General features: G+C 63.7%; 10 protein-coding genes and 1 pseudogene. 3 read left to right on the forward strand and 8 right to left on the reverse strand.

Translation table 11 applies throughout. The features are described from left to right. The first annotated feature begins 59 nt into the window (after window positions 1–59). The 3 genes from AB4Z37_RS25410 to AB4Z37_RS25420 are packed head-to-tail and all read left to right on the forward strand — an operon-like array spanning window position 60 to window position 3,210. Window positions 60–1,280, forward strand: a complete 1,221-nt coding sequence (locus AB4Z37_RS25410) for a site-specific integrase (protein ID WP_024897184.1) — start codon at window positions 60–62, stop codon at window positions 1,278–1,280. Continuing rightward, window positions 1,277–2,221 (forward strand): tyrosine-type recombinase/integrase, encoded by a 945-nt coding sequence (locus tag AB4Z37_RS25415; RefSeq protein WP_441519496.1) that lies wholly within the window; start codon window positions 1,277–1,279, stop codon window positions 2,219–2,221. Before AB4Z37_RS25410 ends, AB4Z37_RS25415 begins: the two co-directional genes overlap by 4 nt. Beyond that, entirely contained in the window at window positions 2,218–3,210 is a 993-nt protein-coding gene (locus AB4Z37_RS25420; RefSeq protein ID WP_024897186.1) for a tyrosine-type recombinase/integrase, read from the forward strand. The genes AB4Z37_RS25415 and AB4Z37_RS25420 overlap by 4 nt, the downstream gene beginning before the upstream one ends. A 40-nt stretch (window positions 3,211–3,250) precedes the next feature. Here the strand turns inward: AB4Z37_RS25420 and AB4Z37_RS25425 are convergent. The 8 genes and pseudogenes from AB4Z37_RS25425 to AB4Z37_RS25460 all read right to left on the reverse strand — a co-directional run. Next, window positions 3,251–3,922 (reverse strand): annotated as a pseudogene (locus tag AB4Z37_RS25425) (ArdC family protein); the annotation flags it as partial. Window positions 3,923–4,266: 344 nt separating this feature from the next. Beyond that, the gene (locus tag AB4Z37_RS25430; protein ID WP_441519497.1) at window positions 4,267–4,854 is read right to left on the reverse strand and encodes a hypothetical protein; all 588 of its coding nucleotides are present in this window, start codon (window positions 4,852–4,854) and stop codon (window positions 4,267–4,269) included. Between the two features lie 521 nt (window positions 4,855–5,375). Further along, window positions 5,376–5,738, reverse strand: a complete 363-nt coding sequence (locus tag AB4Z37_RS25435) for a hypothetical protein (protein WP_441519498.1) — start codon at window positions 5,736–5,738, stop codon at window positions 5,376–5,378. Then, window positions 5,738–5,986, reverse strand: a complete 249-nt coding sequence (locus AB4Z37_RS25440) for a hypothetical protein (RefSeq protein WP_441519499.1) — start codon at window positions 5,984–5,986, stop codon at window positions 5,738–5,740. Before AB4Z37_RS25440 ends, AB4Z37_RS25435 begins: the two co-directional genes overlap by 1 nt. A 207-nt stretch (window positions 5,987–6,193) precedes the next feature. After that, a complete protein-coding gene (locus AB4Z37_RS25445) occupies window positions 6,194–7,069 on the reverse strand; it encodes a DUF7007 domain-containing protein (protein WP_441519500.1) in 876 nt (291 codons plus the stop codon). After that, entirely contained in the window at window positions 7,066–7,539 is a 474-nt protein-coding gene (locus AB4Z37_RS25450; RefSeq protein ID WP_441519501.1) for a hypothetical protein, read from the reverse strand. The genes AB4Z37_RS25445 and AB4Z37_RS25450 overlap by 4 nt, the downstream gene beginning before the upstream one ends. Window positions 7,540–7,630: 91 nt before the next feature. After that, window positions 7,631–9,292, reverse strand: coding sequence for a ParB/RepB/Spo0J family partition protein (locus AB4Z37_RS25455; RefSeq protein ID WP_441519502.1), 1,662 nt, complete (start codon window positions 9,290–9,292; stop codon window positions 7,631–7,633). A gap of 242 nt (window positions 9,293–9,534) precedes the next feature. Next, complete coding sequence (locus tag AB4Z37_RS25460; RefSeq protein ID WP_441519580.1) at window positions 9,535–14,631, reverse strand: helicase-related protein; 5,097 nt, start codon at window positions 14,629–14,631, stop codon at window positions 9,535–9,537. Window positions 14,632–14,646: the final 15 nt, after the last annotated feature.

The raw sequence follows: 14,646 nt of genomic DNA on the forward strand, positions 1-14,646 counted from the left end.
GGTCGAAAGATATGTCTTTGTCGTGAAGGTTGTCGCTCCAACAACATGGAGCGCAAGAAATGGAAATATCAGATCAGACTACCTCCCTTGATCCCTACTTCGCGTCGTTCGAGGACAGTCTTTCTGCAAAGAACTACAAACCCGATACCCTGGCGAATTACCGATACCTGCTTCGCCGCTTCGGGCGATTGCTCGAAACCGAGGGCATTGCACCCTCGGCGTTGACGCCAGAACTTGCCGTCGAACTAGGGCGACGGTTGCCGGTCACACCAAAAAGCCAGATCAAGGTTCCCAATCTTGCCAGGCTGTTTGTCGCGCATCTGATTGAGATCGGGGTGGCGACACGGCCACCGTTGACACCTGCGCAGGCCGAACGTGCAGAGTTGCTGAGCAATTTTGAAACCTATCTTCTGCAGCAGCGCGGCCTCAGCCCGCGAACGATTTATCATGTGCTGCGGTTCGCGGATCGCTTCCTCGATCATCGCTTTGGTGACAATATGCTCGATCTTCCGGCGATGAACATCCGGGATGTCGTGGCGTTCATGGAGCACCTGCTCGCGCGCAAGCACCCGTTCCGCGACAAGACGCCGGCCACGCATCTGCGCAGCTTCTTCCAGTATCTGTTCGCACAGGGCCTGACGACGACCAACCTGTCGCTCAGCGTGCCTAGGACGCATAAGCCCTGGGGCGCCAGGCTTCCGCGTCATCTGTCTCCCGATGAGGTGGAGGCAGTTCTGGCCTCGGTACGGGTCAATCCGCGGCGCGGCGCCCGCGACTACGCAATGCTGATGCTGATGGCCCGCCTCGGCTTGCGCGCACCGGAGGTCATCGCGATGCAGCTTGATGACGTGGACTGGCGGGCCGGCGAGTTGCTGGTCCGTGGAAAAGGCCAGCGTCATGATCGGTTGCCAATCCCGCCCGACGTCGGCGAAGCCATCATCGGCTATTTGCAGCAGGAGCGAACGTCAACGACCACGCGCACGCTGTTCGTGACGCACCGAGCGCCAAACCGCCCATTCAAGGACAGCCAGGTCATAAACGACATCTTGAAGGAAGCGTTCGCGGCGACGGGCGTGAAGCCGCCGACGCCCTATGTGGGCTCGCATGTTCTGCGCCACAGCCTAGCGACGAATATGGTGCGCTCCGGCGCATCGCTTGAGGAAATCGGCGATCTGCTACGGCATCGGTCGCGGGCGACGACGATGATCTACGCGAAACTCGACACGGATGGCCTACGCTCCATCGCCCAATCTTGGCCCGTCGCGGAGGAGGCACGATGAGCTTCCTTGCCGAACTTGACCGCTACGTGACTCTCAGAAGCGTCCTCGGCGCCGATCTGAGTACCGATGCACGGATACTCCGTCGCTTCGCCACCTTCGCCGACAGCGATGGCGCGCAGCACGTGAACACCAATCTGGTCATGCGCTGGCTCGAGAGCCTGCCATCCGCCAGTCCCGGAACCCGGGCAACACGCTTCAGGGTGGCCCGTCAATTTGCGGAATGGTTGCATGGCATTGATCCGAGGCACGAGGCTCCACCCCGAGGATTGGTGCCTGGCCGCCTTCAACGCGTGCATCCATATATTTATAGCGAAGCTGAAATCGTTGCGATCATCGATCAGGCGCGGACGTTACCATCGGTCTACGGCCTGCGTGGCCTGACCTGCTCGACGCTCTTCGGGCTGATCGCCGTGACCGGACTTCGGATCAGCGAAGCTCTCGGTCTCGATCCTGCTGACCTGGAGGTTGAATCCGGCATTCTTCACGTCCGGCAGGGCAAACTCGGCAAGGAGCGATTGCTGCCGCTGGATCATAGCGTCGTGCAACGGCTCGAAAGCTACGGCCGCGAGCGGGACCGGCTGCTCGGGCGCAGGCCGGGAGCATTCTTCGTGACCTGCGAGGGGCATCGTCTTGGCGATTGCAGCGCCCGCTACAACTTCGCGCATGTGTGCCAGCAGATTGGGCTACGAGAGCCGCAGCTTTATCTTCGACATGGCCGTGGGCCGCGCATTCACGATCTTCGCCACACCTTCGCGGTGCGGACCATGCTGAACTGGTACCGGTCGGGCAAAGATGTCAGCCGCGAGATGATCAAGCTCACGACATGGCTGGGTCATGCAAGCCCTGCCAATACCTATTGGTATCTGGAAGCGGTCCCGGAACTGCTGGAACTGGCTTCGTCCCGAATGACTGGCGTGGCGGCGGAGGCGGGAATCCGATGAAGGCGACCAACTTCCCCGCGCTGATCCAACGCTTCTTCACCGACCGGCTCTCTACGCAAATGGAGGCGAGCCGCCACACCGTCGCTGGCTACCGGGACACATTCCGGTTGCTGATCCGGTATGCGAGTTCCAGGTGCGGGAAGCCGCCGACGAAGCTCACGATCGAGGATCTCGACGCCGATCTCGTTGCCGACTTCCTGACCCATGTGGAAACGGCGCGCGGCAACACGGCGCGCACCCGCAATACACGCCTTGCCGCGATCCGATCATTCTTCCGCTACGTCGCAATGACCGATCCGAGCTGGCTTCTTCATTGCCAGCGTATTCTCTCGATGCCGAACAAGCGGTATGTGAAGCGAAGCGTGACGTTCCTTGACGCTCAAGAGATCGCGGCGCTGCTCGCAGCACCAAATCGAACGATATGGGTGGGACGCCGTGATCACGCTCTGTTGCTGCTTGCGCTTCAGACCGGATTGCGAGCGTCAGAACTGATCAATCTGCGCTGCAAGGACGTGGTTCTTGGGACTGGCGCCTACATCCGCTGCATCGGAAAGGGGCGGAAAGAACGCAGCACTCCTCTTCGTCGCGATACAGCTAAGCTGATTCAGGGCTGGATAGGCGAACGCCGTAACAGCGATGGGCCATTGTTCCCGTCGATCCGGGGCGAGCGGCTCAGTCGCGATGCGTTGGAACACCTGGTGCGCAAGCATTGCCTAGCAGCATCACGAGTTTGCCCGAGCCTCGCAGGCAAGCGCGTCACGCCGCACACGTTGCGGCACAGCACGGCGATGGAATTGCTGCATCATGGTGTCGACCAATCCGTGATCGCTCTATGGCTTGGGCACGAATCCGTGGAAACAACCCAGATCTATATCCACGCCGACATGCGGCTGAAGGAAAAGGCGCTCGCGCAGGTTGCCAGCCCAGAAACGCATACCGGGCGTTATCGCCCAAGCGATGAGCTGCTCGCTTTCCTCGAAACGCTCTGATTATGCCGAACTGCCGCATGGCCGACAGCAGACGCAGCAGCCGCCGAACTCGGCCATGCGGCATAATCCATCTTACGGCATAATGAACGGTTTCATGCGCTCGGACGGCTACATAGGACTCCGCGTCGCGAAAACTTTCGAGCGGCGGCATTTGGATGTGATCGGAGGAGGGCGCGTAGAACGCCATCGTGCCGCCATGTCGGACGACGGCGCCGGTGTTGGCGAAGAACGCATCGGCGTGCGCCTTGCATTCGATCGGTGTTGAGACAGTCGCCGGCCGGCCATAATAGTGCTCGGGCAGGCCATCGATCTGATCAACGCAGAAAACGGTATAGGCCTTGAGGAACGGGATGTCGCGCTCGATCCCATCGCCATTGACATCTGTTTCGGTTTTCGTGAACCGACTGGCGTAGACGACAGCGCTGCCCGCCTCGCCCTTGCGGACGTGGCCGCCTAACTCAAGGGCCTGTTTGAAGGTCATCCAGATCGGCGAGGTGAAGCCGCGCGCGACCGCCTCGGACCACAACAGGATGACGTTCACACCGCTATAGGGTTGGCCGTTGTGGCGGAGCGGCCGAGTGATGCGGCCAGCGGTGTTGGCAACAGTCCATGGCCGCATCCATGGACGAACGCCGCGCTCGAGATCGGCGACGATGCGATCGGTGATGCGCGCATAGATGTCCGCGCGGGATTTTTCCACTTTTCCGTTCATGATCATGACCTCCGTTGGAGGCCGCGCCCATCGCGGCCTCGTCACGGGGTCCGCCGCGCAGGACTGGGAGGTCCGCGCACCCACGTCGGCGCAATCGCAAATCAGAGTTGTGTCGGGAGGGCCGCAACGCAGTGGAGGACGGCGCAGCCGTTGCGCGAACAAACCAGCCGGCGCAGGACCATCACTCGGGACGGGACCGCGATGGGTTTCGGCTGATCTTCCATTTTCTATTGATTTTCAAATTGCAGCGCCGCCGCCGCGCGTGACATGTAAAATGGCCGGCCCGCGAGGACCGGCCTTTTCGTCGGGAGTGAAAAGGGCGGGGCCATGCCCCGCCCGAATGGCTAACCGAAAGACTCCATCTGAAGTTTGGCAGCCTTGCGACCGACGGTCTCGCCGGCGTGCTCGATCTGCCGTTCGAACGGCTTCCAGGTTTCGCCAATGATCTGCTCGTAGGCGGTGACGGCGCCCTCGGCCGCCATGCGGAGCGCGTGGGCCTGGAGGGCCATGTCGGCCGCAAATTCTCGTTTGCGCTGGGCTGCGCTGTCGAAACCAACGGGACCGTCGAGATCTTCGTCACGGCTGTCGTTGGCAAGCTTGGCGGTCGCGTCACGCGCTTCGGTCACGGCGCGGGAGTAGAACTGGCCGGCGCCGTGGGCCGATCCGACATAGGCGCCGACGATGCGCTGCAGGTGGATCTGCATGGCGCGCTCGCTCAAGCCGTCTTTCAGCGCTTGGGCGGTCTCAATGATGAGCCGTTCGTGGAGGTCACAGATGCCGTCGCTGTCGAGCGTAGCAAGGCCGAAGCTCTCGGAGATGCGGTTGGCCTGCGCGGCGTCGGGACAGGCGAGCCGGACCATCTCGAGTGTGGTGCCGCGGCGGAGCGGAACGACGGCAGCAGATGAGCGAGGAGAACGGGCGGTCTTTGACATGGTGAGGTCCTTTCTCGGTTTCGCCGGGAGAGGCGATCGGCCCGTGCCGGCGCCCCCTCGGGTGCGGTCGCCAAGAACCGGCGCAAGCGGACCGCTTCAAGGGGCGTAGACCGTCAAGGCGAGCATGGTCGGGTTGCGGACAAGCGGGGCCGCAGGCCCTGCGCAGGACGCGGCCTGGCCATGACGAGACGGCGGGCGACGATCGACTGCGACTTGCCCTTGAAGCGGGCCGTCGACGGTTCAGACCGCAGCAAACCCGAGGGGGCACCGGCACGGGTTGACGCCAAAAACAATGAAGCCGAGATGACCTGCATCCATGACCAGCCCGGTTTACTGGCGTTCGTCGTGCTCTTCCTCTACCTGCCGCGGCGCGCGAGGTGCCCACCTGCACGCCATCTTCGCAGGCTCTGCTCCGGGAGCGCCGGTGGCAGTACGCGGAGAGCGGAGGATCGGAGCTCAAGGGTCACTCGGACAGCCTGGCTTGCGCTGCAGAAGCGCGGGCCGATGAGCCCGCGGCATGATTAGCTGTCAATCGTCATGGTGCAGGCTGTTGCCTCCCGGTCTCCGAGCGCAGGCTCGATCCCGTGGCGCCGCCGGAACGCCGCAATCGCGCTCTCTTGCCGCGTGAGCTTGCGAATCAACGCGTCGATCTCGGCGCGCCGCGTGAGGGCAAGCGCCGCTATATTTTCGCGGAAAGCCCGTTCGTCCGCGCGCGTCCATCTCGAGGTGCGACGGCCGGACTGCCGACGCTTGGTGCAGGACGTGATCGTCATGCGCTCGGCGCGAGCTTCGATCTGCCGTTCAATGATGCCGAGATGACGGCTTGTCTCGAGAAGTGCATTTTCCATGCGTAGAAGTAAGGCCGATTGAGGCGTGAGCGACATCAGAATGCCCTCCATGGCCAGTGGGGAAACGCTATCCTGTCGGGTGCATACTCGTCGAGGAGCGGGACCTGCACGATCGACCACGGAATGTCGTCGCCGACTATCGCCCAGTCGATCAACGCCGAACGTTTCCCAGCGTATATGCGCATCTCGTCCGTGAGGACGCTCTGCAGCGCCTCGGCGACCTGGCCCTGCGGGTGCTCATGCGCCTCAACGAAGAGGTAGCTTGTGATGAATTGAGGGTTCATGGACGCCTCCTGACTTTTGAGGGCGACGGAAGGGATGTGTCAGGCGCACGCACCGACAAGCGGACCGCGCGCTTCCAGGCGTCGGCGCCCGTGAATGACGTCGTAGGCGCGGGTGCCAGACGACGAGGGGCGGCATGCAGCGGTCTTGATCCGTTGCCGCACGCCATCCGAAGGTGAGGGCGATGAGTTGCCAGGGCATGTGGCACCTCACCGATTCCAGCCAATGATGCTCGACGGACCGTCGTAGAGACGGTGGCGAGCCTCATCGATTACGAAGCCGAAGCGACCGACGTGATATTCGCCCGACGGGACGAGGTAGCGGCGCTGCTCGGGGGCGGCTCGATCGCCGCCGAGCGTGGCGACGCATTCGGTCATGTCGACGTGCCGGTCGCACCGGATCGCCGAAATCACAATCCAGTCGGATGCGTGATCACGTTCAAAGGCGCGACGATCCTTCTCGTGAGATTCACCGGGCTTGAGGCGCTTTCCATGGATCGCTTCCCAAGCGTCCGGGTGCCAATCGCGGATGGTCCGATCCGCGCAGCGCCGCTCATAGTCAGTGAATAGCTCAGGAAAGGCCTGTGCCACGGCCGCCCAGGCGCAATCTTCCTCATACCAGCCGCCGGGCGTGCGAAGGCCGGGATGGACCTTCGCGTTATGCTCAGCATCGAGATGGAAGCCGCCATGGCTTGCCGTCGAATAACAGATGACGCCGTCGGCATAGATGGTGGCATGCTGGGAAGTGCCCCATGGGGTCGACGCGCGCGAGGAGACTTCGCGTCGCGCCAAGGCGGTGCGCTGGCGCTGGTGTTCGGCGTTTTCCGCAACACGCGCTCGGAAAGCGGTCTCATCTTCGACATCACCGCCGTGAACGTAGAAGTCCGAGCGCTTCCATTCTTCCATCGGGCCGCGAAGACGCCAGGCCGACGCGAGCAAGAACCGGCCATCCGAGGCGGTCAACAAGGCAAACGCACTGTCGCCGACCTCGGCCACGAGCAGGCCTTCATGGGTGCGTGCGAACGTGACCCCCGCCGGAGCACGAGTTTGGTTGTTCGTCGAAGTGGAATCGGAGAACGTGCTCATGCAGCCCTCCCTTCGATCGCAGCCGCGCCGACCTCGTCCGTCGTGACGTCTTCCAGCACGGCGCCGGGATAGCGGTGCGCCGCGAGCCATGCTTGCGCCGCGGTGCGGTCGGCGGCGAGATGGAGCAGCTCGGCCGCCTCGCCCTCGCGGTCGAGAACGCGGACCGAGCCAGGCTTCGGAGCCTCGGTCACGATGAACGTGAGCGCGCAGTTGACCGAGAAGGTCTTGTAGACCCGGAGAACGACGACCCCGGCGCTGCCGGAATCGCCCTGATGCAGCGTGATGCTGGCGGGTAGAAAACAGCTCGGCATATCGCGAGACGGAGTTTTCTTGACCAGTCTGCCGCCGCCGTTTTTGTTTTCCCATGCGGCAAGCTTGCGCTTGAACCGTGCGGGTGGCCTCGGTGTGCCGTCTGAATAGCGAACGATCGAGCCGAGTGGAGCAGACACGTAAACGTGTTGTGCGGACATGATGTCCTCCTGTGGGGTTTGCGAACGAAAGCCGCCGACTCGGGGGAGCCGGCGGCGGGGATTGATCGGATAGAAGGTGAGGCGCGGGTCGTTATTCCGCCGCTTCGGCGTATCCGTCCGCAGGTTGCACGGCCTCAGCCTCATCGGACTCATTTAACGCGTCAGCACCGGACTCCTCGTCGTCTTCGGCGCGGCCGTGTTTGTCGGCCCAAGCGGCGATCTTGTCCGGCGCGGGAGCGAATAACGCGGCCCGATGCAGGAACCGGTTCTCGGCGTAGTGCTGAACCAGCGCCGTGCGCGTATCCTTGACCCGTTGGCGCGGAAGCACCGACGCGTCCTTACACACGGCCTCGATCGCGGCGCGTGACAGGCACGACAGAAAGTCGTCAGTAGCCATGTTCGGCAAGAACGTATCTGCGCCGATAGCGTCGCCTGCGATCCGCGACGCGACGCCGCTGTCCGAGCGATTCTCCCGGCACGACAGCACGTCCATCAAGGTCACACGCGCGACCTGTTGCAGGGTGTCGCGACCGAAGGCGAGTTTGCCGTCCTCCCCGATCAGTCGCGCGGCGTGTCGGCTAATTTGCGCATAGCCGTCGGCGTTGCCGGAGGCGATGGAGACGTTCTGGCCGGCGAACGCCAGCACGAGCAAGGCGAGGAGCGTATCATCCTCGATCGGCGCCCGGGCGAGGGCTTCATGAAGGGCGTCGGTGCGCAGGTCACCAATCATCTCCATGCCCTTGCGCGTCACGTCGGGCCGCGGCTTCGCCGTTGTTTCGGCTGCGGCCTCTTCTGTCTCGCCGGCTTTGTCCTTCGCCTTCTTCACCTGCGGCACGCGATAAGCGACGGACTGAATCTGGCCGTCGCGATCGAGATACCACCCGGTGCAGTCGGACTTCCCCGGCTTGCCCCAGACGCGTTCGGCCTTGGGCGGCAGCTTGGGCTGGCCCAGCTCGTTCACCTCGATCACGGTGCCGCGCTTGGGTAGATGATTGGTCATCCACTCGTTTTGTGCGCCAAGGAATGCCTCCACGGCGGTCGTGTAGCGGCTGTCCTCATCGGCCGGCGCGAACAGGTCCTCGACCCATGCGATGCCATAGGCCGTGGCAAGCTCATCATCGAAGCTGGCGTGGCGCGCATACATGCGCGTCTTCATCAGCGCACGGGCGACGTCGTGCCAAGAGACCTGAGGGTCCGCTTTCCGCGGCTTGTATTTCTTCCAGACCTCACTCTGTTCGTCGATCGACGCCGCGGCGATAACACGTAGCTGCGGCTCGCCGGGCATGTCGCCCTTCGCCATCTGGTCGAGCATCGCCGGCAGCACGTTGGCGAGCAGTCTTAACTTGCGGACCTGGCGCACGGGCAACGCGAGCGCCAGCGCGATCGACTCCTCAGTCCAGCCGAGTGCAACCAGACGCTCGATCGAGCGCCAGAGGTCGACGGGGTTGAGCGGTTCGCGCGCGACGTTTTCGACGAGGGCGCGCATCGCGTCATGATCCGCGTCGGAGTCCGCGACGAGAGCACGGATTTCGGCAAGGTCAGCGGCGATCGCCTGCGCGACGCGGCGATGCCCGAAGTGAATCACGTAGCCGTTGCCCCCATCGCGCGCGGGCAAAATCACCGGCGGCTGCACGATGCCTACGGCTTTTATCGATGCCAGCAGCAATGCATCGGCCTGCGGCGAAGATTTCGAGCGGCGCATCTGATCGGGATTCTCCTTCAGCGCACGCGGATCGACTATCATCAGTTCCATGGGATGCTCTCCATTTTAAGGGGGTTGCGGACCACCCGTTCGGGGTCCTCTCGTCTTCTTCTCGAAGACATCCCCTCGGCCCGCAGGGCGGGCGGAGCGGCGCAACTGCCGCTGAGCATCCCTGCCCGGCAGGCGCGAGCGAGGCGCGAAGCGCTTTGCGAGCCCGCCGTGGCTGGGATCGCGAGACGGTCGGTTGAGCTTCAGCGGCGCCGCTCCGACCGTTCTGCGAGCAGGTTTCCTGCTCACGCAGCTCTTCGGTTTTCCTCTCCCTTCGTCTGCGCCGCTTCATCGCCGCTGGCCGCGAGATCCGCCTCAACCTCCGCAAGCTGCGCGCGCTTGAGATTGAGCTCGGCGGTGAAGGCGAAGGCTTCGCCGACTCGGCCGCGATAGGAGGCAAGGCGCCGCTCGGCTTCGGCAAGACGCCGACGATGGTTCTCCTGCTCACCCCCGAAATTCGTCAGCGGGTGCTCGAGCCGAGCGACTGCGCCGAGCGGCGTCACGGTCATCGGGAGCTCGATCTCGAACTGGGCGCCGGTTCGCTGCAGCATGGTCACGTAGTGATAGCCGTCTCGGCCGATACGCTCGCCCTCGAACGTGACGTCGAAGCCGCCGATCGAGGCGATCACCACGTCGTCTTCGTGCTGAAGCTGGACGAGGGTGAGGATCTCCTGCATCAAGGCGCGACCAGCGAGCTTGCGCTCTTCGAAGCGCGTCCCGTTGACGGCCATCGTGAAAGACTCGCCACCAGTCGGAACGAGACGGGCGATATCCTCAGCAATATTGCCGATCCGGCGCGTCGAGATCTCGATCTCGCGCTCGGCGTCGCGAATTTGCCGCCGGATCGCGTGCTGATCGTCGATATGCGCCGCGTGCAGGCGTTCGAGGCGGGCGATCTCGGCCTCGAGTCCCGCCTTCTGCATGAGGCGTGGATCGCCGGACGCGATCGCCTTGGCCATGGCGAACTGGTTGGCCTGACCTTCGCCCAGGTCCTCGAGGCGGCGCACGCTCGTATCGCCTGACAGCGCGGCGGCGATGAAACGGGCCTTGCGCTCATTGTTTTGCCACATGGTGGCATCGAGGCTGCCGAGCGTGGCATAGGCGAAGATTTCGACCTCGTCATGCTGGTTGCCCTGGCGCACGATACGGCCCTCGCGCTGCTCGATCTGCGAGGGGAGCCACGGCACGTCGAGATGGTGGAGCGCCTTCAGGCGTAGCTGAACGTTGACGCCGGTGCCCATCGTATCGCTCGATCCAAGAAGAACGCGGACCTTGCCGGCATTGAAATCATTAAAGAGACGCTGCTTCGCCTCGGACTTCCTCTGGTCCTGCATGTAGGCGATCTCGGAAGGCGGCACGCCGAGGCGCACGAGTTCATCGCGAATCCAGCGGTACGCAGAAAAGCCGCGGCTGGCCTCGACGCTGAGGGTGCCGAGATCGGAGAAAATGAGCTGGCCGGCGCCGGGTTTGTCGAAGGCCCTGCCGTCCTTCCGCAGATAGGTCGCATCGCTGGTCTCTTGCCAAACGCGAAAAGCATTGGCGACGAGGGCGTTGAGCTTATTGTCCTGCTCGTTCTCCTGTCCGGTATCGACGAGGCGCAGGTCGATCGCGGCGTGGCGGCCGTCGGTGATGACAGACAACAGAATGTCGTCGCCCGGCTCGGGCGCGCGATCCCGCTCCTCGATGGCTTTGATGCGCTGGTCGAGCAGGCGTTGATAGGCCTTGAAGGCAGCCGTGGGCTCGGCGGTGACGATCTGACGTTTGCCACCGGCGACCCCGGGCACCTTGACGTAGTCCTTCAGATCGTCGGGCAACACCACATCCGCGAAGGAGCGGAACATCGCGATCAGCTCGGGGACGTTGACGAACTGCGCGAAGCGCGTGACGGGGCGGTATTTGCCGGAGGGCTGCAATTCGAGCTCGGTCGAGGTGTCGCCAAAGGTCGAGGCCCATGCATCGAATTCGTGCAGGCCGCGCTCCGCGAGGGCGGCGTGATCCATCAGCCGCTGCAAGGTGAACATTTCGCCCAGCGTGTTGGTGATCGGCGTGCCCGAGGCCAAGACCAGTGCCCGCCCTGGATTCTTCACATCGAGGAAGCGGGACTTCACATAGAGGTCCCAGGCGCGCTGCGAGCCGTTCGGGTCGACGCCGCGCAAGCTGGTCATATTGGTGGCGAAAGACAGTTTTCTAAACTCCTGCGCCTCATCGACGATGATCTGGTCGATTCCGATTTCGGCGATCGTCAACAAATCGTCCTTGCGTGAGGCCAGCGATTCGAGACGTTCCTGATGACCCTCCTTCATCCGCTCGATGCGCTTGCGCGAGAGGCGGTCCTGGCTGTCGACCTTGCCGAGCAGCTCTTCATAGGCCTCCAACTCGTCCTGGATCATCTGCGCCTCGAAGGCGGACGGGACGGGAATGAACTTGAAGGCGCTGTGGGTGATGACGATCGCGTCCCAGCTCGCCGTCGCGGCGCGGCTGAGGAAGCGATGGCGCTTCTCCTTCACGAAATTGGTTTCATCCGCGACGAGGATGCGGGCGTTCGGATACAGGGCGAGAAATTCCCGCGCCGCCTGCGCCAGGCAGTGGCCGGGCACGACGAGCATCGCCTTGTTGACGAGGCCGAGCCGCCGCTGCTCCATGATCGCGGCCGCGATCGACAGCGTCTTGCCGGCGCCGACGGCGTGGGCGATGTAGGTGCTTCCGGAAGCGATGATCCGCCAGATCGCCCGCTTCTGGTGCCCATATAGAGAAAAGGCGCCAGAGGCGCCCGGGAGCTGCAGATGATCCCCGTTGAAATGTCGGGGCACGATGTTGTTGAAGGTGTCGTTATAGAGCCGGGCCAACCGATCGGTTCGGTCCGGATCGGACCAGATCCAGGACTGAAACGCCGACTTGATCTTGGCGAGTTTGTCTTTCGCTGCCTCTGTCTCGACGGTGTTGAGGATGCGCCGCTCGCTGTCGCCGTCCTTGATGGTGTCGAAGATCTGCGGGATCGACGAGTTGAGCGCGTCTGACAGAAGAAGTCCGGCGTGGCGACGATGGGTGCCCCAGTCGGTGGTGCCGGCGGCGCTCCATTCGAGCTGGCGCGCATTCACGGTCCAGCATGCGAGCTCGGGCATATGGTGGATTGTGATGTCGGCATCCATCGTCTCCTTCACGAAGGCGATGATGTCGGCGGCGGGAATCCAGGGGGCGCCAAGCCGCGCCGTGATGTCGGATGGACGAAGGTCGGCCGGCTGGACGCGGCCGAGCGCTTCGACGTTACGCGCATAGGCCGGGTCGAGGGCCGCGGCGGCTTCCGCTGTGGCGAGCTTCGAGCGCACCGTACCCGAGAGATAGCCGTCGGCGGTGTGCCACGCGCCGGTCGCGGGATCGCGGAAGATGGCGTCGCCGAGTTCACCGATCACGTCGTCGACACCGCGGTGCAAGAGCTCCGCGATGTGATCGGGATCGACCGTGCCCCGCTCGTTCAACACGACGGCGAGCGCGTCGGCGGCAGAGGCGATGACAGGCGCCGGTGGCGGCGCGATCACGCGCTCGGTGAAGATCGGCCCGGGTCTCGCCGTGTTCGTCTCGAGGTCATACTCTTCGATCGAAGCGACGAGCCAGCAATCCGGGTCATCCGCGAACGGAGCCAGATTGGGCCGGCGGTGCGTCTCGCGCACTTCGCCGCTCTCTTCGTCCTCCATCGACGATACGACCGTGGTGTTGATCGGCCCGAAGTCGCGGACGAAAGAGCTCCAGGCGATGCGCAACCGGACTTGCGCCTGCTTCCACGGCTGGTCGGCTTCCTGGCACTTAAGGATCTCGCGCACGGCGTCGCGGATTGGGATCAGTTTGCGGATGATCCGCGCATGCTTGGCAAAGACGCCGTCTGCATTCCTGCCCTTCTTCACAGGAATGATGACGGCTGTGCCGTCGACCATCTGCATCAAGGCTGTGTTCTTGCCGACGAAATAACTGCCTTCGCGGATGCCGACGCCGACAGCGGTTGCGACAACCGTCTGCGTCTTGTCACCATCGAAGCCGGTCGTCTCCGGAGCGCCATCGTAGACGGCATCCGGAAGATGGAGGATGGTGGCGGTAAGTACGTCTTCAAGCACGACGGCCGGGCGCGGCACGCAAGTGTACGTCTCACCGTAGGGGCCAGACCCGAGCGCATGCTCACCGAGCACCATCTCGGGATGCTCGGCGAAATGGCGGTTCACCCGGATAGCGCCCTCGTGCTCGGCCGCGGGATGGATTTCGGCGAGATCGAGCCAGGCGTCGGCGCCGGGAGCATCGCCATCGCGCCGCTTCCGGAAGAAGAGGATGTCGACGCCAACGTCGGTGCCGGCGTCGGCACGGAAACTTCCCTCGGGAAGCCGGATCGCGCCGACAAGATCGGCGCTGCCGGCGATGTGCTCACGCGCGGACGCGTCCGCTTTGTTCATCGTGCCATGCGAGGTCACGAAAGCGGCGAGACCTCCGGGCTTCAGCCGGTCGATCGCCTTGACGATGAAATAATCGTGCAGCCGAAGGCTGAGGGACCGGAACGCCCGGTCGCTGCGCACCGTGCGATCGGAAAATGGCGGATTGCCGATCGCGAGATCAAAGTGCTGGGGGAGTTCGGTTCGTGCGAAGTCCTGGTTGATGATGTTGGCGCGAGGATGCAGCAAGGCTGCGATGCGCGCGGTGACCGGATCGAGCTCGACGCCGGTGAGATAGCACGCCGCGCGTAGTTTCTCGGGCATCAGCGCCGGAAACAGGCCCGTGCCGATACCAGGCTCGAGCACACGTCCGCCACGAAAGCCGAGCCGCGTCACGCCGGCCCAGACCGCGCGCACGATGTATTCGGGCGTGAAATGGGCGTACTGGGTGCAGCGGGCGAGCGAGGCGTAGTCCCCCGCGCCGACCGCCGATTCCAGCCCCGCGCCGATCTCCTCCCAACCGTGGCGGAAATCATCGTCGCCCGGGCGTTTGAAAACGCCATTGGCGAGTTCGGATGCACCGAAGCCGGTGAAGCGAATGAGCTGCGCCTGTTCGGCGGCGGTGGCGGGACGCTGATCGCCTTCGATCACGGCCGCAAGGCGGATGGCGGAGAGATTGTCGCGCGCCCGATCGCGCCAGGATCTGGCAAGGCCGCGCGTTCCAGCGAGGTAGAACGTCTCGCCCCTAGCTCGGCTGGTGGGTCGATCAGCGGACGGTTCTATACGCGCGACCGCCGGAGGGTGCGGCGCATCACCGTCGTCGCCGTCCGTTTCAAGGGTGGATGGAAGGGCCGTGACGCCGAGGCCGAGCCCCGAAGAGAGCGACGTGTTGCCGAAGAGATCAAGCGTAAAAGGATCGTGTTGCGCCATGAAAGGCTCCTGTCG

It is taken from the genome of Bradyrhizobium sp. 2TAF24 (assembly GCF_052115025.1).
GTDB lineage: Bacteria > Pseudomonadota > Alphaproteobacteria > Rhizobiales > Xanthobacteraceae > Bradyrhizobium_A.